This window comes from Alcanivorax sp., assembly GCF_002733835.1.
Classification (GTDB): Bacteria; Pseudomonadota; Gammaproteobacteria; order Pseudomonadales; family Alcanivoracaceae; genus Alcanivorax.
This window is the reverse complement of the sequence record NZ_NVWY01000054.1, coordinates 1-20,715: the sequence shown is the minus strand read 5'-3', so window position 1 is coordinate 20,715 and position 20,715 is coordinate 1. Positions and strand designations below refer to the sequence as shown.

General features: G+C 58.8%; 15 protein-coding genes. 12 read left to right on the top strand and 3 right to left on the bottom strand.

Annotated elements, in window-relative coordinates:
* The 3 genes from COA55_RS16385 to COA55_RS16375 all read right to left on the bottom strand — a co-directional run.
* Window positions 1-1,289, bottom strand: a 1,289-nt coding sequence (locus COA55_RS16385; RefSeq protein ID WP_290503007.1) for an efflux transporter outer membrane subunit, incomplete at its 3' end; no start/stop codon positions are given.
* Window positions 1,290-1,309: 20 nt separating this feature from the next.
* Complete coding sequence (locus tag COA55_RS16380; RefSeq protein ID WP_290503006.1) at window positions 1,310-4,435, bottom strand: efflux RND transporter permease subunit; 3,126 nt, start codon at window positions 4,433-4,435, stop codon at window positions 1,310-1,312.
* Window positions 4,436-4,462: 27 nt separating this feature from the next.
* Window positions 4,463-5,683: an efflux RND transporter periplasmic adaptor subunit gene (locus COA55_RS16375; protein ID WP_290503005.1), complete on the bottom strand. Its 1,221-nt coding sequence runs from the start codon at window positions 5,681-5,683 to the stop codon at window positions 4,463-4,465.
* Window positions 5,684-5,859: 176 nt separating this feature from the next.
* Between COA55_RS16375 and COA55_RS16370 the strand changes: the two genes are divergently transcribed.
* From COA55_RS16370 to COA55_RS16315, 12 genes are all read left to right on the top strand, one after another.
* Window positions 5,860-6,501: a TetR family transcriptional regulator gene (locus COA55_RS16370; RefSeq protein ID WP_290503004.1), complete on the top strand. Its 642-nt coding sequence runs from the start codon at window positions 5,860-5,862 to the stop codon at window positions 6,499-6,501.
* Window positions 6,502-6,832: 331 nt separating this feature from the next.
* Window positions 6,833-8,512: a long-chain fatty acid--CoA ligase gene (locus tag COA55_RS16365; protein WP_290503003.1), complete on the top strand. Its 1,680-nt coding sequence runs from the start codon at window positions 6,833-6,835 to the stop codon at window positions 8,510-8,512.
* 217 nt (window positions 8,513-8,729) lie between these two features.
* Window positions 8,730-9,593, top strand: a complete 864-nt coding sequence (locus COA55_RS16360) for a branched-chain amino acid ABC transporter permease (RefSeq protein WP_290503002.1) — start codon at window positions 8,730-8,732, stop codon at window positions 9,591-9,593.
* The gene (locus COA55_RS16355) at window positions 9,593-10,657 is read left to right on the top strand and encodes a branched-chain amino acid ABC transporter permease (RefSeq protein ID WP_063519778.1); all 1,065 of its coding nucleotides are present in this window, start codon (window positions 9,593-9,595) and stop codon (window positions 10,655-10,657) included. Before COA55_RS16360 ends, COA55_RS16355 begins: the two co-directional genes overlap by 1 nt.
* Entirely contained in the window at window positions 10,650-11,417 is a 768-nt protein-coding gene (locus COA55_RS16350) for an ABC transporter ATP-binding protein (protein WP_007149647.1), read from the top strand. Before COA55_RS16355 ends, COA55_RS16350 begins: the two co-directional genes overlap by 8 nt.
* Window positions 11,404-12,111: an ABC transporter ATP-binding protein gene (locus COA55_RS16345; RefSeq protein WP_290503001.1), complete on the top strand. Its 708-nt coding sequence runs from the start codon at window positions 11,404-11,406 to the stop codon at window positions 12,109-12,111. Before COA55_RS16350 ends, COA55_RS16345 begins: the two co-directional genes overlap by 14 nt.
* 123 nt (window positions 12,112-12,234) lie before the next feature.
* Complete coding sequence (locus COA55_RS16340) at window positions 12,235-13,419, top strand: ABC transporter substrate-binding protein (RefSeq protein ID WP_290503000.1); 1,185 nt, start codon at window positions 12,235-12,237, stop codon at window positions 13,417-13,419.
* A gap of 214 nt (window positions 13,420-13,633) precedes the next feature.
* Complete coding sequence (locus tag COA55_RS16335; RefSeq protein WP_290502999.1) at window positions 13,634-15,718, top strand: 3-hydroxyacyl-CoA dehydrogenase NAD-binding domain-containing protein; 2,085 nt, start codon at window positions 13,634-13,636, stop codon at window positions 15,716-15,718.
* Between the two features lie 263 nt (window positions 15,719-15,981).
* Window positions 15,982-17,178 (top strand): acyl-CoA dehydrogenase family protein, encoded by a 1,197-nt coding sequence (locus tag COA55_RS16330; protein WP_290502998.1) that lies wholly within the window; start codon window positions 15,982-15,984, stop codon window positions 17,176-17,178.
* A 12-nt stretch (window positions 17,179-17,190) separates the two neighbouring features.
* A complete protein-coding gene (locus COA55_RS16325; protein WP_290502997.1) occupies window positions 17,191-18,333 on the top strand; it encodes an acyl-CoA dehydrogenase in 1,143 nt (380 codons plus the stop codon).
* Window positions 18,334-18,576: 243 nt separating this feature from the next.
* Window positions 18,577-19,605 (top strand): NADP-dependent oxidoreductase, encoded by a 1,029-nt coding sequence (locus tag COA55_RS16320; RefSeq protein WP_290502996.1) that lies wholly within the window; start codon window positions 18,577-18,579, stop codon window positions 19,603-19,605.
* On the top strand, window positions 19,605-20,715 hold a 1,111-nt coding region (locus COA55_RS16315), incomplete at its 3' end, for a DHA2 family efflux MFS transporter permease subunit (protein WP_290502995.1). The genes COA55_RS16320 and COA55_RS16315, both read left to right, overlap by 1 nt.

The window sequence follows — 20,715 nt, the reverse complement described above, 5'->3', positions numbered from 1 at the left end:
GCGTCCAGTACGGCCAGGTAATCATCCGCGCCTTGTTCGTAGCGCTGCTGCGACAACGTCAGCGATTGCTCGGTGGCGGTGACCAGTGCCTGTTGGGCCTTTTGCTGGCGGGCCAGGGTGTCGCGGGCCTGCAGGGCGTTGGCCACTTCCTGGAACGCGGTCTGAATGGCTTTCTCGTAGGTGGCCACTGCCTGGTCCTGGCGCACTTCGGCCAGCTCCAGATTGGCCTTGTTACGGCCGCCAGAGAAAATCGGCAGGGAAATACTGGGGCTGAACGACCAGGCTTTGGAGCCGCTGTCGAACAGGCCGGACAATTCGCTGCTCATGCTGCCATAGGCGCCGGTAAGCTGAATGCTGGGGAAGAAGGCGGCACGGGCGGCACCGATGCTGGCATTGGCGGCGCGCAGTTGGTGTTCGGCCTGTTGCACGTCCGGTCGTTGGGTCAGCAGCGTGGATGACAGACCCTCAGGCACCGGTGCCACCAGGGCAAGGGTGTCGCTGTCCAGATCCACCGACTCCAGGTCCGGTAATGGGCCTCCGACCAGGACGGCCAGGGCGTTGTAATCCTGGCTGACCTGGCGTTCGAAGCTGGCCTGGTTGGCACGGGCCCCTTGCAGGGCAATTTGCGCCTGACGCACGTCCAGCTCTGTGCCCAGCCCGCTTTCGAAGCGCCGTTGTATCAGTGCCAGTGAATCCTCTTGTGCGGCCACGGTTTCATGGCTGATGGCCAGATTCTGGCGGTCGCTGACCAGGGTCAGGTAGCTTTGCGCCACCTGGGCCACCAGTGCCAGCCGGGTGCTGCGCTGGGCCTCTTCGCTGGCCAGATAATTCTCCAGGGACGCATCCTTCAGGCTGCGTACCCGGCCGAAAAGATCCAGCTCCCAGGCGGTAACGCCGACCTGAACACCGTATTGGTCAGACAGCGTGGAGCGGCCGGTGCCGGACAGGTCGCCGGGCAGGCGCTGGCGGCTGCCGCTGCCATCCACGGACAGGTTCGGGTACAGATCGGCGCGCTGGATCTGGTACTGGGCACGCAGGGCGGCTACATCCAGAACCGCCAGGCGCAGGTCCCGGTTGTTGTCCAGCGCGCTCTGGATGAGCTGTTGCAGCTCGGCACTCTGATACAGGCTGGACCAGCCGGGCAGGGTCAGCTCGCTGGCACCGTCAATGGCGGTTTCGCCCAGTTGGGCGGGAACAGGAGAGGCCGGTTGTTGGTAGCTGGGGGCCAGGGTGCAGCCACCCAGCATCAGCCCGCCCAGAAGGGCGAGCGTCAGTGGGTTACGGGTCATCAGGGTTACTCCGCTTGGACTTACTCTTTGGCTTTCTTCTTGCCGTCGAGGGGGACGCCGGACAGTTTGCGCACTGCCACGTAGAACAACGGGATAAAGAAGATAGCGAGGACGGTGGCGGTGAGCATGCCGCCGAATACCCCGGTGCCGATGGCGTTACGGGCGCCGGCGCCGGCACCGGTGCTGAGCATCAGCGGGGTCACCCCGAGCATGAAGGCCAGCGACGTCATCAGGATCGGGCGAAGCCGCATGCGCACCGCTTCCAGTGTGGCCTTGAGCAGATGCTCGCCTTTCTGTTCCAGCTCCAGGGCAAATTCCGCAATCAGAATCGCGTTCTTCGCCGAGAGGCCGATGGTGGTCAGCAGCCCCACCTGGAAGAAGACGTCGTTGTTCAGGTCACGGAAGGTGGCAGCCAGTACCGCACCGAGGATACCCAGCGGCACTACCAGCATGACTGCGAACGGGATCGACCAGCTTTCGTACAGGGCCGCCAGGCACAGGAATACCACCAGCAGGGAGATGATGTACAAGGCCGGAGCCTGGTCACCGGACTGGCGTTCCTGGTATGACATGCCGGTCCATTCGAAGCCGAACCCGGCAGGGAGTTTGGCGGACAGCTCTTCCATGGCGTCCATGGCGTCACCGGTACTGTAGCCGGGAGCCGCGTTGCCCTGGATGTTGACTGAGGATACCCCGTTGTAACGTTCCAGCTTGGGCGAGCCATAGGTCCAGTGGCCGGTGGCGAAGGTCGAGAAGGGCACCATTTCGCCCTGGTTATTGCGAACAAACCAGTCATTGACGTTTTCGGGCAGCATCCGGTAGGGCGCATCGGCCTGCACATACACCCGTTTCACCCGGCCCCGGTCCACGAAGTTGTTCACGTAGCTGGAGCCCCAGGCAATCTGCAGGGTGCTGTTGATATCACTGATGGACAGGCCCAGCGCCTTGGCTTTTTGCTGGTCGATGTCGATCTGGTACTGCGGGCTGTCTTCCAGACCATTGGGACGCACACCGGCCAGTCGCGGATCCTGGGCGGCCATGCCGAGCATCTGGTTACGCGCCTGAATCAATGCCTCATGGCCCTGGCCAGACTGGTCCAGCAGCTGGAAATCAAAGCCGCTGGCATTGCCCAGCTCAGGAATTGAGGGCGGGTTCAGGGCGAACATCATGGCTTCCCGGATAGTCGAGAAGTAACCCATGGCACGTCCAACCACATTGTTGGCGCCGTCCACGGACAGGTCCCGCTCCGACCAGTCTTTCAGGTTTACGAACGCCATGCCGGCGTTCTGGCCCTGGCCGGTGAAACTGAAGCCGGCCACGGTGAACAGGCCATCCACAGCAGAGGACTCTTCGTTGAGATAGTAGTCCTCCATCTTTTTCAGCACGTCTACGGTCTGTTCCTGGGTGGAACCGGCAGGCAGGGTCACCAGGGTGAACAAAATGCCCTGGTCTTCTTCCGGCAGGAAGCTGGACGGCAACCGCATGAAACTGAAACCCAGTACGCCGACGATGACCACATAGATAAACAGGTAACGACCACGGCGCCCGAGGATTTTTTCCACGCTGCCCTGGTAGCGACGGCTGCTCTTGTCGAAGGTGCGGTTAAACCAGCCAAAGAAGCCGTGGTCGGTCTGGTGCTCGCTGTCCTTGGCCTTGAGCATGGTGGCACACAGGGCCGGCGTCAGGATCATGGCCACCAGTACGGACAGCACCATGGCAGAAACAATGGTGATGGAGAACTGGCGGTAAATGGCACCGGTTGAGCCGGGGAAGAATGCCATGGGCACGAAGACGGCGGAGAGCACCAGGGCAATACCCACCAGGGCGCCGGTGATCTGGCCCATGGATTTGCGGGTGGCCTCCTTGGGGGGAAGGCCTTCCTCGTGCATCACCCGTTCCACGTTTTCCACCACCACAATGGCGTCATCTACCAGCAGGCCGATGGCCAGCACCATGCCGAACATGGTCAGGGTGTTGATGGAGAAGCCGAAGGCGGCCAGCACGGCAAAGGTGCCCAGCAATACCACCGGCACCGCCAGGGTGGGAATCAGGGTGGCGCGGAAGTTCTGCAGGAACAGGTACATCACCAGGAAGACCAGGATGATGGCCTCAAACAAGGTGTGCACCACCTCCTCGATGGAGATGCTGACGAAGGGGGTGGTGTCGTAGGGGAACACCATTTCCATCTTGTCGGGGAAGTAGGGTTCCAGCTCTGCCAGACGCGCACGCAGTGCCTCGGCGGTGTCCAGGGCATTGGCGCCGGTGGCCAGGTTGATGGCCAGGCCGGCGGCGGGCTGGCCGTTATAGCGGCCCTGCACATCGTAGTTCTGGGCCGCCAGTTCCACCCGGGCCACGTCTTTCAGGAAGACTTGAGAGCCATCCGGGTTCACTTTCAGCAGGATGTTCTTGAACTGGTCCACGTCTTCCAGACGGGTCTGGGCAATGATGGTGGCGTTCAGTTGCTGGCCTTCCACGGCTGGTGCGCCGCCCAGTTGGCCACTGGCCACCTGATTGTTCTGGACCTGGATGGTTTGGGTGATGTCCTGGGGGGTGAGATCAAACTTGTTCAGTTTGTTCGGATCCAGCCAGATGCGCATGGCGTAGGGGGAACCGAACAGCTGGATCTGGCCCACGCCAGGCACGCGGCTGACCGGGTCCTGGACGTTGGAGGCAATATAGTCGGCCAGGTCTGCTCGTGACAGGCTGCCGTCCTCGGAGGTGAAGGCGGCAACCATCAGGAAGGAGTCGGATGACTTGGTGACCTGCATCCCCTGTTGCTGCACTTCCTGGGGCAGCAGCGGGGTCGCCAGCTGCAGTTTGTTCTGCACCTGTACCTGGGCGATGTCCGGGTCGGTGCCGGGGGCGAAGGTCAGGTTCACCGAGGCATTACCGAAGGAGTCACTGCTGGAGCTCATGTACAGCAGGTTGTCGATCCCGTTCATTTGCTGCTCGATCACCTGGGTGACCGAGTCTTCCACGGTTTTCGCCGAGGCGCCGGGGTAGTTACCGGCAATGGAGACCTGCGGCGGCGCAACGGTGGGGTACTGCTCAATGGGCAGGCTGTAAATGGCCAGGGCACCGGCCATCATCATGATGATGGCGATCACCCAGGCGAAAATTGGACGGTCAATAAAAAATCTGGCCATGGGAATCCCGTTCCTCGTCGTTGCGCGTTATTGCGCTGCGCTTTGTGCCTCGCCGGCTTCACCGGCGGGGGACTGGGGCTGTTCTTGCTGGGCTGGTGCGGCCTTGGCCTCGGCTTTCTCGGTGTCTACCGGGGTGACCGGGGCGCCGGGCTGAATCCGCTGCAGGCCATCTACAATCAGGCGGTCGCCGTCTTTCAGGCCGTCGGCGATCAGCCACTGGCTTTTCACTGCCCGCTCGGTGCTGACCTTCACCTTCTTGGCCTGATCATTGCTGTCGATCAGCATGGCATAGGCCTGGCCTGTGGGGTCGCGGGTGATGCCTTTCTGGGGCACCAGAATGGCGTGCTCGCGCTGGCCCTCGGGCAGGCGGCCACGGACAAACATGCCGGGGAGCAGCTCGCTTTCCGGGTTCGGGAACAGGGCGCGCAGGGTCACAGAGCCGGTGCTTTCATCTACCGCAAATTCGGAAAATTGCAGCACGCCGGGTTCCTTGTAGTGGGAGCCGTCTTCCAGAATCAGGGTGATGCGAGCTTCATCGTCGCTCACTTGCTGCAGTTCACCGGCCTGCATGGCCTGACGAAGCTGACGCAGCTCATTGCTGGACTGGGTCAGGTCCACGTAGATCGGATCCAGCTGACGAATGGTGGCCAGCGTGTTGGCCTGGTTGGCCGTGACCAGGGCACCGGCGGTGACACTGGAGCGACCAATGCGGCCACTGATGGGCGCTTCGATGGTGGCGTAGTCCAGGTTGATCTGGGCACTTTGCAGGTTGGCGCGGGCTGCTGCCACAGCGGCCTTGTTCTCATCCAGCTGGGCCTGGGCTTCGTCGTACTCCTGCTGGCTTACCGCTTTGTAATCCAGCAATTTCTTGAAGCGCTTGGCGCGCAGGTCGTTGGACTTCAGCGTGGCCTGGGCGCGGGACAGTTCCGCTCTGGCGGTGGCCACCGCAGCCTGATAGGTGCGCGAGTCGATTTTATACAGCGGTTGGCCGGCTTCCACTTGCTGACCTTCGTCAAACAGGCGCTTTTCAATCACACCGCTGACCTGGGGCCGCACTTCGGCAATCTGGTGTGCAGTGGTCCGCCCGGGCAGTTCCCGGTTCAGGGTAATGGTCTTGGCCTTTACCGTGACAAAACCCACTTCGGGGGCTTGCTGTTGTTGTTGACCAGGCTGGCCGGCATCGCCGCAGCCGCTTAGCTGCAGGGCGAGCACGCCTGCCATCAGGGGGAGAATGAAACCGCTGCGCATAATCACCTCAGTGCTTTGAAACACGCTATAGCACGCCACCGGCGGGCCGACTGCAGACGGACCGGTGGCGCTTGCATGAAAAATGAATCAGGTTCAGTATATACATTCAGCAATGTATGTATAGGCTTTTTGGCCAACTTGCACGAAAAAATCTCAATTCCATTTGGGAGCCTCCTATGGTTCGGCGCACTAAGGCAGAAGCGATGGAAACCCGCACCCGGATTCTGGATGCGGCCGAACAAGTGTTCCATCGCAAGGGCGTGTTGTCTGCTTCATTACACGATATTGCCAGTGAGGCAGGCGTGACACGAGGGGCGATTTACTGGCATTTCAAAAATAAACACGATGTGTTCATTGCCATGGCGGATCGTCGGCGCTTGCCCTTTGAGGCCCTGGCCCAGCGGGCGGAGGCGGGCGATGAGGCGGATCCGTTGGGTCGCCTGCGCGAGTTTATGGTCTATTTGTTACAGCAAGTCGCACGGGACCCCTCCCAGCGGCGAGTTTTCGAGATCATGTTCCAGAAGTGCGAATTCAGTGGAGAGAACCTGGATTTGATGCAGCGGCAGCAGGATGCCTGTAAAGCGGCCTCCGGAGGGCTGGAAACCACCTTCAGGAATGCCATTAACAAGGGGCAGCTGCCTGCCGGGTTAGACGTTGGTCGCGCGGTGACATTACTGCACAGCCTGCTGACCGGACTGATCATGCATTGGTTGCTGGACCCGTCGGTGTTTGAGCTGGCGGAGTCTGCACCGGATTATGTGGATACCTTTTTGTATAGCCTGCAGCACTCTCCCTCTTTGCTGACGGCCCAAGCCTAGCGGGCTGGCGCCCGTTTCCTGCAATAAAATACCTGTCCGAATTTCTGATGGCCGGTGTGTGCATGCGGCATACTCAGTGGTATGTTCTTGGTCCCCGGCTTGCCTTTCCTGATTTTCCCTCCCTGTGATATTTGTTTTCAAAAAACAAAACGTAGTTCCAAAATAGTATTGACGCCCCCTTTGGGGCGTGTCAGATTGACCGGCGAGTCAACACTTTGTATTCACCGATGAGCAGGCTGCGCTAGCCCGGTCTTATCGGTTTTATCCGGCGGTTTCCGGGTATCAACAATAAAAGCAGCTCTGCGAGGGCTGCAGTTCGGGAGAGTAAAACATGTCTGATCGGCATCATGCGGTCTGGCCAGAGAATATGCCCAAGCATCTGAGCCTGCCGCAGACCAGCCTCTATACCAATCTGGAGGTGTCTGCATTGCGTTACCCGCAACGGGACGCGATCAACTATTACGACAGCCCCCTCACGTTTGCCCAGTTGAAGCAGCAGGTGGATGCCCTGGCGGGCTACCTGCAATCACTGGGGGTGGAAAAGGGCGACCGGGTGCTGCTGTTCATGCAGAACGCCCCCCAGTTCATTATCAGCTACTACGCAATCCTTCGTGCCAACGCCATTGTGGTGCCGGTGAACCCAATGAACCGGGCGGCGGAGTTGGAGCACTACCTGGAAGATACCGAAGCGTCTGTGGCGATTTGCGGTCAGGAGTTGCTGGCGGCGATTGCGCCGGTGGTGGGCAAGGTGAATCTGCGCCACCTGATTGTGGCGGCTTACAGCGATTACATCGTCCGTGACACGGACTTGCCCCTGCCACCGGAAGTGGAGGCGCCTGCTGCTGCGTTGGCCGATCCGGCACACCTGGCCTGGAAGGACGTTATCGCGGCCGCCAAACAGCCCAGTGAATTGCTGGTGGGGCCGGATGATCTTGCCGTGTTTCCGTACAGCTCGGGCACCACCGGTGCGCCTAAAGGTTGTATGCATACCCATGCGTCGGTGATGGCCACCTGTGTGCAGGGGGCCGTCTGGAGCCATGGCACCACCGAGTCTGTCACCCTGGCCACGCTGCCGTATTTTCATGTGACCGGCATGCAGGGCTCCATGAATTCGCCCATCTATGGCGGTTCGCTGATTGTGTTGATGACCCGTTGGGACCGCCGGGTGGCGGCCAAACTGATCGAGCGCTACAAGGTGAGCCGCTGGGTGAACATTGTCACCATGGCCATCGATCTGTTGTCCGATCCCGAGGTGGAAAACTACGATCTGTCGTCGCTGGAAAATATCGGTGGCGGCGGGGCGGCCATGCCGGCAGCGGTGTCCGACAAACTCTTCAAGCTGACCGGCCTGCGTTACATGGAAGGTTACGGCCTGTCCGAAACCATTGCCGGCACCCACATTAATCCCACCGACCGTCCCAAGTCCCAGTGTCTGGGTATTCCGGTGTTTGATATCGATTCGCGCATTATTGATGTGGAAACCGGCAAAGAGCTGGCGCAGGGCGAAGTGGGGGAAATCATTACCCATGGCCCGCAGGTATTTCAGGGTTACTGGAAACGCCCCCAGGAGACACAAAAGGTTTTTCTGGAGCTGGATGGCAAGCGCTTCTTCCGCACCGGTGATTTGGGCTACATCGACGAAGAGGGCTACTTCTTCATCGTCGACCGGGTCAAACGCATGATCAATGCGTCTGGCTTCAAGGTGTGGCCGGCGGAAGTGGAAAGCCTGATGTACCGCCACCCGGCGATCCAGGAAAGCTGCGTGATTTCCGCCCCGCACGAACGCCGTGGTGAAACGGTGAAAGCCTGTGTGGTGCTGCGCGATGACATGAAAGGCACGCTCACCGAGCAGGCCATCATTGATTGGTGCAAAGAGGAAATGGCGGCCTACAAGGTGCCGCATGTGGTGGAGTTCCGCGATGAACTGCCCCGTTCGCCCACCGGCAAGGTGATGTGGCGAGCCCTGCAGGAGCAGGAGTGGGCCGGCCATGAGGAACAGCAGGCATCGTAGATGACTGCACCCGGGAGCGTCTGGATTCAGGGGCTCCCTTGCGGCCTGCCTAATGGTGGGTGGGCCGAGTCAGCTCCAACATAAAAGATAAGCGGATGCGCTACTCCGCGGAGCTGAATAACAACGCAAAAACGAGAAATCGCTTCCCGTGATCGGTGATCAGGGAAGGGCGGCAAATGGCCGCTAGCGGGTTTCTCCCAAAACAGGAGGCTTTGCCTTGGAACTGTTCTTTCAACAAGTGCTCAATGGCCTGACGCTGGGCAGCATCTACGGGCTGGTGGCCCTGGGGCTGACGCTGGTGTACGGCATTCTGCACGTACCGAATTTTGCTCACGGGGCGCTGTATATGGTCGGCGCCTATGTCTCGTATATCACCATGGTCGACTTCGGTGTGAACTACTGGGTGGCCATGTTGCTGGCTGCCGTGGCAGTGGCGCTGCTGGCGGTACTGTGTGAACGGTTGGTGTTCAATCCGCTGCGCCATGCGCCCCCGATTCACGACAAGATTGCCGCCATCGGCATCATGTTGTTTCTCGAAGCGCTGGTGCAAATGCAGTGGGGCGCCGAGTTCCGTCGCATGCCCACGCCCTATACCGACATTCTCGATATTGCCGGGATGACCATTCCGGCTCAGCGGGTATTGATCATCGCGGGTGCGTTTTCGTTAATGGCCGTGCTGCATCTGTTCCTGAAGAAAACCATGACAGGTTCCACCATCGTGGCCATGGCCCAGAACCGTGAAGGCGCCTTTCTGGTCGGCATTGATGCCAACCGGGTGGCGATGATGACATTCGCTATTTCCGGGGCACTGGCGGCGGTGGGCGCCACCCTGTTCGCGCCGATCAACCTGGTCTACCCGGCCATGGGGCATCTGCTGATCATGAAAGCCTTTGTGATCATCATCCTTGGTGGCATGGGCTCCATTCCCGGCGCCATTGTGGGTGGCCTGATCATCGGCTTTGCCGAAGCGTTCGGCGGCTTTTATATCTCCACCGATTACAAGGACATCATCGCGTTTGCCCTGCTCGTGGTGATTCTCTCCATCAAGCCGACTGGCCTGTTCAGCAAGGGGGTTCACTAATGAGTGCCCTGACCAAGATTTCCAATTTTTTTATGACCCCGGCCATGAAGATCGCAATGATCGTGGCGGCGTTGCTATTCCCCTTTGTGGCGGGCAACGAGTACCAGATCTATGTGATGGCACTGGCGTTTGTCTGGGCCATTGCTGTGTACGGCATGAACATCATCACTGGCCTGTGTGGTCAGTTGAATCTTGCCCACGGCGGTTTCTTTGCCATGGGGGCGTACGCTCTGGCGATTCTTACTGTGGATCATGGCTGGGCCTTCTGGCCGGCGTTTATCGCGGCAGGGGCCGTGGGCGCTATCCTCGGTTTTCTGGTGGGGGTGATTTCCCTGCGCCTGAAAGAACACTACTTCGCCATCTTCACCCTGTGCGTGGGCTTCATTATTTATCTGTTGCTGGATAAGTGGGAAGAGCTGACCCACGGTGCCCTGGGGATTATCAATATTCCTGCGCCGAGCGGCTTCGGGCTGGTGGACTTCACCGAGACCACTCCGTTCTACTACCTGGCGTTGGCATTCATGGTGCTGTCCATCTGGCTGGCATCACGGATCGCGCATTCCCTGTTGGGGCGGACCTTCCTTGCCATTCGTATCAGTGATGACCTGGCGGCGTCGCTGGGGATCAACCTGATGCGCAACAAGGTGTTGGCGTTTGTGCTGTCTACCACCTACGCCAGTGTGGCGGGTGCGCTGTATGCCGGCATGGTGCGTTTCATCGGCCCGGCGGAAGCCGAGGTGACACACACCTTCGACATGATTACCTACCTGTTGGTCGGCGGCATTGGCACCCTGATGGGCCCGCTGCTGGGTACCCTGGTAATTACCTGGCTGACCCAGTCACTGCAGTTCCTGGAAGAGTACCGGATGATCGTGTTCGGGCCGATGCTGGTGGTGCTGGTGATCTTCTTCCCGAAAGGGGTCGTGGGTTCCTTCCTGTCCTGGCGCGGTCGTCGCCTTGCGGCGGCGCACGATGCCAGCCAGGCAAAAGAGAAGGCGGCCAGCAATACGTCGTCCAGCAAGTCCTCGGCAGCATCCACGCAGGAGGCCGGTAACCATGCTTAAGATTCATAACCTCACCAAACGTTTCGGCGGGCTGGCGGCGGTCAATAACGTCAGCATCGAATTCGAAGCCAACAAGATCAACGCCATCATCGGCCCCAACGGGGCCGGCAAGAGCACCTTCTTCAATCTGGTGGCCGGTGCCATGGCGCCCACCGAAGGGCGTATCGAATACCAGGGCATGGACATTACCGGCATGGCCTGTGATCGCATTGCCCGGCTGGGCATTGCGCGCACTTTCCAGACCACCATGCTGTTCGATCAGTCCACGGTGCTGGACAACCTGATTGTGGGCCATCGTCTGCGCACCCAGTCACGCCTTTGGGATGTGATCATCAATTCCAAACGCCTGCGCGACGAAGAGAAAAAGTGTCGTGCCCGGGCCCAGGAAGTGCTGGATTTTGTCGGCCTGTCTCACATCGGTCATCGCATTACCGCGGATATCAGCCAGGAAGAGAAAAAGCGCGTGGCATTTGCGCTGGCACTGGCAACGGATCCGGAGCTGGTGTTGCTGGATGAGCCGGCAGGCGGGATCAACCCGGAAGAAACGGAAAACCTGGCGGCCTTGATTCGCAAGATGGTGGATCACGGTGTCACGGTCTGCCTGATTGAGCACAAGATGGACATGATCATGAGCCTGGCGGACAAGATCATGGTGATCGACCACGGTGAAAAAATTGCCGAAGGCACGCCGGATGAAGTGAAAAACAATCCGTTGGTGATCGAAGCCTATCTGGGGAGTGATGAAGATGCTGCAGCTTAATAACGTGGAAGCCCGTTACGGCAGCTTCAAGGCGCTGGAGCAGGTCTCCATGTCCGTGGAGCAGGGCGAACTGGTGGTGCTGTTAGGCGCTAACGGCGCAGGCAAAAGCACGTTGTTCAACACCATCAGCGGTTTGATCAAGCCGTCTGCCGGCACTATCAGCCTGGACGGCACGGATGTTACCGGGCTGAAACCGTCAGGCCTGGTGCAGAGCGGTGTGGTGCAGTGCCCGGAAGGGCGCAAGCTGTTCCCGGAAATGTCGGTGCTGAAAAATCTGATGCTGGGCGCCTATGTGCACCGCCGCGACAAGGCGGCCATTAAAAAGACATTGGAAGACGTGCTGACCCTGTTTCCGATTCTGGATGAAAAGAAGGATCAGGCCGCCGGGTCGCTCAGTGGCGGTCAGCAGCAAATGGTTGCCATTGGGCGCGCGATGATGGGGCGGCCCAAATTGCTGTTGCTGGATGAGCCTTCACTGGGTCTCGCTCCGTTGGTGGTTAAGCAGATGTTCGAAACCATCAAGGGAATTAACGAGCAGGGCACCACGGTTTTGCTGGCGGAGCAGAATGCCTTCGCCGCACTCAAGATTGCCCACCGTGCCTATGTGATCGAAAACGGTCGCCTGGTCATGGAGGGTGATAAAGACGCAATGCTGGGTAACGAAGCCATTCGCAAAGCCTATATCGGCGCGTGATGTGTTGCCCGCAGGGTGTGCGCTACATCTTATTGCTACAACACAAGGCTACAACACAACGCCATAAAAAATGGCGGCAACACAAGACTCACGGTTTGAGTAAAACAACAACGGGAGAGTTTTATGCGTAACGCAAAACAGACACTGGGCAAGACCTTTCGCCGCTTGGCGTGTGCCAGCGCCATCGCTCTGGCGGCCACGGGCGCGCAGGCCGCAGAGGAAGTCACCATCGGCTTTACCGGTCCCTTGAGTGGCGGTGCCGCGCTCTATGGGCAAAACACGCTGGAAGGCCTGCAGATGGCTGCAGAAGAAATCAACGAGGCCGGTGGTTTCAAAGTGGGTGGCGAGACCTACGAAATCAACCTGGTGTCGCTGGATGACAAGTACTCACCCAGCCAGGCAGCTGTTAATGGCAAGCGGTTGGTTCAGCAGTACAACGCGCCGGTCATCTTCACCCCGCATTCCGGTGGCACTTTTGCCCTGCAGGCCTTTAACGAACGTGATGGCTTTGTGGTTATGTCCTACACCTCGGTTCCCACGGTTACCGAGAAGGGCAACGAGCTAACGGTGCGGATTCCGCCTACCTTTACCGGCTACATGAAGCCATTCAGCAAAATTGCCATGCAGGAAAACGGCAAGAAAGTGGCGGTGGCCAACGCCACCCATGATTACGCCAAGTACTGGACCAAGGCATTTGTTCCCACCTGGGAAGCCATGGGCGGCACCGTGGTGGCGGATAATCCGATGGACTACAACAAGTCTGCGGATTTCTACACCGGCGTGAGCAAGGTGCTGGCGGAGAAGCCGGACGTGATGTTCATCGGTGGGGCGTCTGAACCCACCGCATTGGTAGCCAAGCAAGCCCGTGAACTGGGCTTCAAAGGCGGTTTTGTGATCATGGATCAGGCCAAGATGGGTGAAATGGCCAAGATCATCGGTGGTTACAAAATGCTGGAAGGCTCCGTTGGCGTGGTGCCGCTGACCCTCTATGAAGAACCGGGTGCCAAGGCGTTTGTGGCCAAGTACCACAAACAGAATGCGGACAAGGATCCCACCACGGAAGTGGCCTATAACTACTTCGCGCTGTACACGGTGGTGCAGGCCATGCAGGAAGCCGGAACAGTGGACGATGCCAAGGCAATCCGGGCGGCGTTTCGCGATGCACTGAAAAACCTGGAGCCGCAGAATAATCCCTACGGCGTGACGGAAATTGATGACAAGGGCGGCATGATGGCTGACCCCAATATCGCCACCGTGAAGAACGGTGAGGTGGTATTGCAGCGTATGTCTGAAGTCCTGGCTGAATAAGCCGTGATCACGAAAACGGGGCGCCTGGCGCCCCGTTTTTCGGTCTTTTTTAAATAATGAAATTATGTTCCGAAATAATTGAATCCTGATTGCCATTGCTTATACTGGTATCTGTTTCATCCTTTCAGAGTGCGGCCCGTGAGAGAGGCTGGCGCTGCCTTTTACGCCGTACCGGCGATGCAGACTGGAAAGGAACGTCCTGAGGAGAGTCGTAATGAGTAACCCGGTCAGCCTCAGTCGTGAAAGCGACATTGGCGTTATCCGCATCAATTATCCCCCGGTTAACGCGCTCGGCCATGGCGTGCGTGAAGGCCTGCTGCAGTGCCTGCGCGAGGCGCTGGCAGATGAACAGATTCGCGCAGTGGTAGTGATTGGTGAAGGCAAAACCTTCCCGGCCGGTGCCGATATCCGTGAATTCGGCAAGCCCCCGCAACAGCCGGCGTTGCCGGCCGTCATTGACGAATATGAAGCCAGCGACAAGCTGGTGGTGGCCGCCATTCATGGCACCGCCCTGGGCGGTGGTCTGGAGGTCGCACTGGGCTGTGACTATCGCGTGGCGCTGGACAGCGCCCGCCTGGGCCTGCCGGAAGTGAAGCTGGGGTTGCTCCCCGGCGCTGGCGGCACTCAGCGTTTACCTCGCTTGGTGGGTGCGCAAAAAGCCCTGGAAATGATCGTAGGGGGGAGCCCGGTGAAAGCCAAAGAGGCCCTGTCGCTGGGGTTGGTTGATGAGATGGTCAGCGGTGATCTGTTGGAGGGGGCGCTGGCGTATACCCGTCAATTGCTGGCCGATAACGCTCCCTTGAGAAAACTCTGTGACCTGGCGGTGCCAGATGCACAGGACGGTTTGTTCGAGCAGTTCGAGCAATCCATTGCCCGCAAACAGCGCGGCTTCAAGGCCCCGTTTTCCTGCATCAAGGCGGTGAAAGCAGCCGTGGAGCTGCCGTTTGATAAGGGCGTGGAGCGTGAGCGGGAGTTGTTTTTCAAGTTGCTGGTGTCCCCGGAGTCGGCGGCGCAGCGTCATGTGTTCTTTGCCGAGCGCGAAGTGGCCAAGGTGCCCGGTCTGGACAAGAACACCCCCAAGCGCGAGATCAATCAGGTGGCGGTGATCGGTGCCGGCACCATGGGTGGCGGCATCGCCATGAACTTTGCCAATGCCGGGATTCCCGTGCGTCTTCTGGAAGTAAAGGAAGACGCGCTGGAGCGTGGTGTGGCGGTAATTCGCAAGAATTACGAAAACACCGCCAAAAAAGGCCGTATCACCGCCGAGCAGGTGGAGCAGCGCATGGCGTTGATCCAGCCGACGCTCAGCTACGATGATCTTGGTGATGTGGATCTGGTGATTGAGGCGGTGTTCGAGAACATGGACGTGAAAGAAGCCGTGTTCAGCGAACTGGACCGGGTGTGTAAGCCCGGAGCCATTCTCGCCACCAATACCTCCACGCTGGACGTGGATCGTATCGCCAGCTTCACCGGTCGCCCGGAAGATGTCATGGGCATGCATTTCTTCAGCCCTGCCAATGTAATGAAACTGCTGGAAAATGTCCGTGGTGAGAAAACCTCTGATGAGGTGATCGCCACGGTGATGGACCTGAGCCGCCGCATTGGCAAGGTCGGTGTGCTGGTGGGGGTGTGTCACGGTTTTGTGGGCAACCGCATGTTGCATCGCCGTCAGGCGGAAGCGGTGCAATTGGTCAACGAAGGTGCCAGCCCCCAGCAGGTGGACAAGGTGCTGTTCGATCTGGGCTTCCCCATGGGGCCGTTTGCCATGTCCGACCTGGCGGGTATGGATGTGGGGTACCGCATCCGTGAAGAGCTGCGCAAGGAAGACCCGGCCAACGGCCCGGCTCGCAACTGGACTGACGAGCTGGTGGAAGCGGGGCGCCTTGGCCAGAAAACCCAGGCCGGCGTCTTTGACTATAAAGACGGCGATCGTACCCCTGTACCGTCGGCTACAGTGGACGGCATCATTGAGCAATACCGCAGCGATAACGGTATCGCGCCGCGTGAGATCAGCGACCAGGAAATTCTGGAGCGCTGCATGTACGTGATGGTCAATGAAGGGGCAAAGATCCTGGAAGAAGGCATTGCTGCCCGTCCGCTGGATGTGGATGTGATCTGGATCTACGGCTACGGCTTCCCGGTGTACCGGGGTGGCGTGCTGTTTTGGGCCGATCAGGTGGGCGTAAAAGCCATCTTCGAAAAAGTGAACGAGATTTACCAACAAACCGGCTCGGATGTCTGGAAGCCTGCCAAGCTGCTTGGCGATCTGGCAGAGCAGGGCAAGGGTTTTTACAAGTAATCTGAATAACGAACGGCTGCAGAGGGAGTCAGTTGAAAGTTCAAAGTTGAAAGTTAAAACGCGAATTTGTGTGGTTACCAACTGAATAGGAACTGAGCCGCGCCGCCAGACTTTAATTCGTAGCGAATAAAGTCTGGGCCGCGGCCACCGAGTTTCTCAATTGCTGTTGACCTTGACCGCGCTTTTAAACTTTGAACTTTACACTTTCAACTGGATAACCACGGCGGTGAAAACGCTCAACAACCTTTCAAGAGGTTCAGAACATGGACATTAATTTTACCCCGGAAGAACTGGCGTTTCGTGATGAAGTGCGCAGCTTCCTGGATGCCAAGCTGCCGAAAGACATCGCCAGCAAAGTGAAAAACGGTCAGCACCTGAGCAAAGAGGACTCGGTACGCTGGCAGAAAATTCTCAATGAACAAGGCTGGATGGCCCTGCACTGGCCGAAAGAACATGGCGGCACTGGCTGGTCGCCGATCGAGAAACATATTTTTGAAGAAGAGTGTGCTGAATACGGCGCGCCGGGCGTGTTGCCGTTTGGTGTGAACATGGTGGCGCCGGTAATCATCAAGTTCGGCACCGAAGAGCAAAAACAGAAGTACCTGCCTTCCATTCTCAACAGCGATGTGTGGTGGTGTCAGGGCTACTCAGAGCCGGGCGCTGGTTCTGATCTGGCGGGCCTGAAAACCAAAGCGGTACGCGAAGGGGATCATTACGTTGTGACGGGCCAGAAAACCTGGACCACCCTGGGACAACATGCAGACTGGATTTTCTGTCTGGTGCGTACCGACCCCAGTGCCAAAAAGCAGGAAGGCATTTCTTTCCTGCTGATCGACATGAAAACGCCGGGCATCACGGTTCGTCCGTTGATCACCCTGGACGGCGAGCACGAAGTGAATGAAGTGTTCTTCGACGAAGTGAAAGTGCCGGTGGAAAATCTGGTCGGCGAAGAAAACAAGGGCTGGACCTGTGCCAAGTACCTGCTGACATTCGAGCGTACCGGTATTGCTGGTGTGGGCCAGTCCAAGGCGGCCCTCAAGCACCTCAAGGAAGTGGCTCGCAAGGTCCAGCAGAACGGCAAGCCGCTGATTGAGGATCCCCTGTTCCGCAACCGCCTGGCGGACGTGGAAATGGAACTGATGGCGCTGGAAATGACCAACCTGCGTACCGTGGCTGCCGCCCAGGCCGGCGGTGTGCCCGGCGCAGAAAGCTCGTTCCTGAAAATCATGGGCACCGAGCTGCGCCAGGAAATTACCGACCTGTTCCGCCGTGCCGCAGGCCCTTACGCCCAGCCGTTCCTGCCGGAAAGTTTCGAGGCGGATTATGACGGTGAACCGGTTGGCCCGGAATTCGCCAACACGGTGTCCACCAAGTACTTCAATATGCGCAAGCTGTCGATTTTCGGCGGTTCCAATGAAATTCAGAAGAACATCATCGCCAAGATGATTCTCGGTCTGTAAGGAGTATTGAGCATGGATTTTAAACTGAGCGACGAACAGCGCATGCTCGAAGAAACCGTGGGCCGTCTGGTTCGCGATGGCTATCCCTTCGACGTACGCGAAAAAGCCCGCACCAGTGAATTGGGGTATTCCGCCGAAATGTGGCAGCAGTTTGCCGAGCTTGGCCTGTTGGGCGTGCCGTTTTCCGAAGACTTCGGTGGCTTCAACGGCGGCGGCCCGGAGCTGATGGTGGTGGCTGAAGGCTTTGGCCGCGGCCTGGTGCTGGAACCTTACCTGGCCACAGTGGTGCTGAGCGGCACGCTGATCAATTCACTGGGCAGCGATGCGCAGAAAGAAAAACTGATCAGCGCCATTGTTGGTGGTGAGTTGCGTCTGGCACTGGCGGCGTACGAGCCGGAAGGTCGTTATGACCACACCCACGTGACAGCCACCGCAGAGAAAAGCGGTGATGGCTACAGCCTGACGGGCAATAAAGCCGTGGTGCTCCACGGTGACAGCGCCGACCAGCTGGTGGTGATTGCGCGTACTGGCGGCAAGGGCACGGACCGTGATGGTCTGTCCGCGTTTATCGTGGATGCCAACGCCGACGGTGTCAGCCGTCGCGGTTACGAAACCATCGACGGGCTGCGTGCGGCAGAAATTACCTTCAACAACGCAGCGGCGGAATTGCTGGGTGAAGAAGGCAAGGCCATTGATGCGCTGGAAGCGTCGCTGGCACTGGGCATTGTTGCCCTGTGCGCAGAAGCCACCGGTGCCATGGAAGTGGCCTGCGATCAGACTCTGGCTTACATCAAGGAACGCCAGCAGTTTGGTGTGGCTATTGGCAAGTTCCAGGCGCTGCAACATCGCATGGTGGAAATGCGCATGGAGCTGGAAAAGGCGCGTTCCATGACCATTTTTGCGGCCTGCTCTCTGGACGCACCGGCCCAGGTCTGCGCCAAACGGTTGGCGGCTGCCAAGGCCATTATCGGCAAGTCCGGCCGCAAGGTGGCGGAAGAAGCCATCCAGTTGCATGGTGGTATGGGCATGATGGAAGAAACCGCCGTGGCTCATTACGCCAAGCGGATTGTGCTTATCGATCACCAGCTGGGTGATCTGGGTTATCACATGCAGCAGCTGGAACGCTTGCTGGATGTGGATGACGATGCAGCGTAACGGAAACACCAAGGCGGCTTCGGCCGCCTTTTTTGACGACAAAAAAATATTTTTGCTGTAGGAGCGGCGCTAGGGAATATGCTTGCGAAAAACCAAGCCAGTAACGAGTCACGAGAAACGAGTCGCGAAAATCTAGACCAGTGTTCACGGTTTTGCCTTTCAAAACTCGCTTCTCGCAACTTGACGCTGGGTGATTCGCGGCTCAAGCGCCGCTCCTACAGTGCCAATATCCGGGAGAGCACCATGACGATCAATCGCCAGATTATTTTATCCGAGTACCCCAAGGGCATGCCCCAGCCTGAGCATCTGCCTTTGAAAGAAGGCGCCATGCCCTCGCCGAAAGACGGCCAGGTCCTGATCAAGACCATCTACCTGTCCCTGGACCCGTATATGCGCGGGCGCATGAGCCCGGCCAAGTCCTACGCGGCCAGCGTGGAACTGGGGAATGTGATGCAGGGCGGTACCGTCGGCCAGATTGTGGAATCTCGCCTGGACGGTTATGCAGCCGGTGACTATGTACTGGGCTTTGGCGGCTGGCAGGAATACTCCGTGCAGGGCAAAGAAATGCTGCGCAAGCTGGACCCGAAACAGGTGCCGATCAGCACGGCGCTGGGCGTGCTGGGTATGCCGGGCTTTACCGCCTATGCGGGTCTGCTGGAAATTGGCCAGCCCAAAGAAGGCGAAACTGTGGTGGTGTCTGCGGCCAGCGGCGCGGTGGGGCAGATCGTTGGCCAGATCGCCAAGATCAAAGGCTGCCGCGTGGTCGGCGTTGCCGGTGCTCCGGACAAGTGCCAGCACGTGGTGGACACCTATGGCTTTGATGCCTGCGTGAACTACAAGGACGACGACTTCGAGGCTCAACTGAAAGCCGCCTGCCCGAACGGCATTGATGTTTACTTCGAAAACGTGGGTGGCAAGGTATTCGATGCGGTGATGAAGTTGGTGAACGATTTTGCCCGTATTCCCCTGTGCGGTCGCATTGCTCATTACAACGATACCGAAGCGCCCCAGGGGCCGGATCAGTTACCGGGGTTTTTGACCAAGCTGTTGGTGAAGCGGGTATTGATCAAGGGCTTTATCCAATTTGATTATGCCCACCTGATGAAGGATTTCGTCCGCGATATGAGCACCTGGATGCAGGCCGGCAAAATCCAGTACCAGGAAGATGTGGTTGAAGGCCTGGAAAATACCGTGGAGGCCTTCCAGGGGCTGCTGCAAGGGCGCAACCGGGGCAAGCTGCTGGTACAAGTCAGCGAAGATACCTCCCGGTAATGGCAACAGTGGAAGCGCAGGTCCAGGCGCTTTTTGCTCTGCATGGCCCGCGCTACCGCTGGCTTGCAACGATAACGGTGATGCTGGGCACCATGTCCGTGGTGCTGGCGTCCACCATTATCAATGTGGCCATTCCCACCATCATGACCGAGTTTCAGCTGGCGCAGGATCAAGTGCACTGGCTGGCCACCGGTTTTCTGGCGGCCATGACAGTGGGCATGCTGCTCAATGCCTGGTGTACCCAACGGTTTGGGGCCCGTGGTGCTTATTTGCTGGCCATGGGCCTGTTCGTGGTGGTGTCCATTATTGGTGCTGCCAGTGAACATTTTCCCTTGCTGGTGGCGGCCCGGGTGGGGCAGGGCCTGCTGGCCGGGCTGATCCAGCCGCTGGCCATGATTACCATCTTCCAGGTGTTCCCTCTCAATCGTCGCGGTCAGGCCATGGGTATCTATGGGCTGGGTGTTGTCCTGGGGCCGGCCATTGCGCCGGCTATTGGCGGGGTGCTGGTGGATACGTTGTCCTGGCGTGCCGTGTTCCTGGTGGTGTTGCCGGCCTGTGTTGTCGGCATGGTGATGGCCGCCCGTTACCTGCCAAAAAGGGAAGCAGAAGCGGAACCGGTGAGGCTTGACGGGATTGGTCTGGTGTCGCTGGCACTGGGTATCACTGCCTTGTTGTGGGCGCTGGCTAACGGCCACCGCCGAGACTGGTTAGACCCGGCGCTGTTACTGGCGTTTTTTGGCGGATTGGGCCTAACGGGCTTTTTCACATACTGGCAAACCTGTCAGCGGCATCCGTTGATGGATCTGCGGGTGTTTCGTTACCGGGGCTTCACCGGCAGTTTCCTGATGTCGATGGTAATTGGTGCCGGGGTGTTCGCTTCCACCTACATCACTCCATTGTATTTTCAGCAGGTGCTGGGCGAGAGCGCGGCCAGCGCGGGGCTGATGTTGATGCCGGCGGGCCTGGCCATGGCCTTTACCTTTCCGGTAGCGGGCCACCTGACCGACCGTTTCCCGGAAACGCGCATCATGGCTGCGGGGCTGGTGTTGTTTATTTTCAACATGGTGCTGATGGCCGGCCTGGAGCTGCCGGAACCGGCGCGCCACTTCT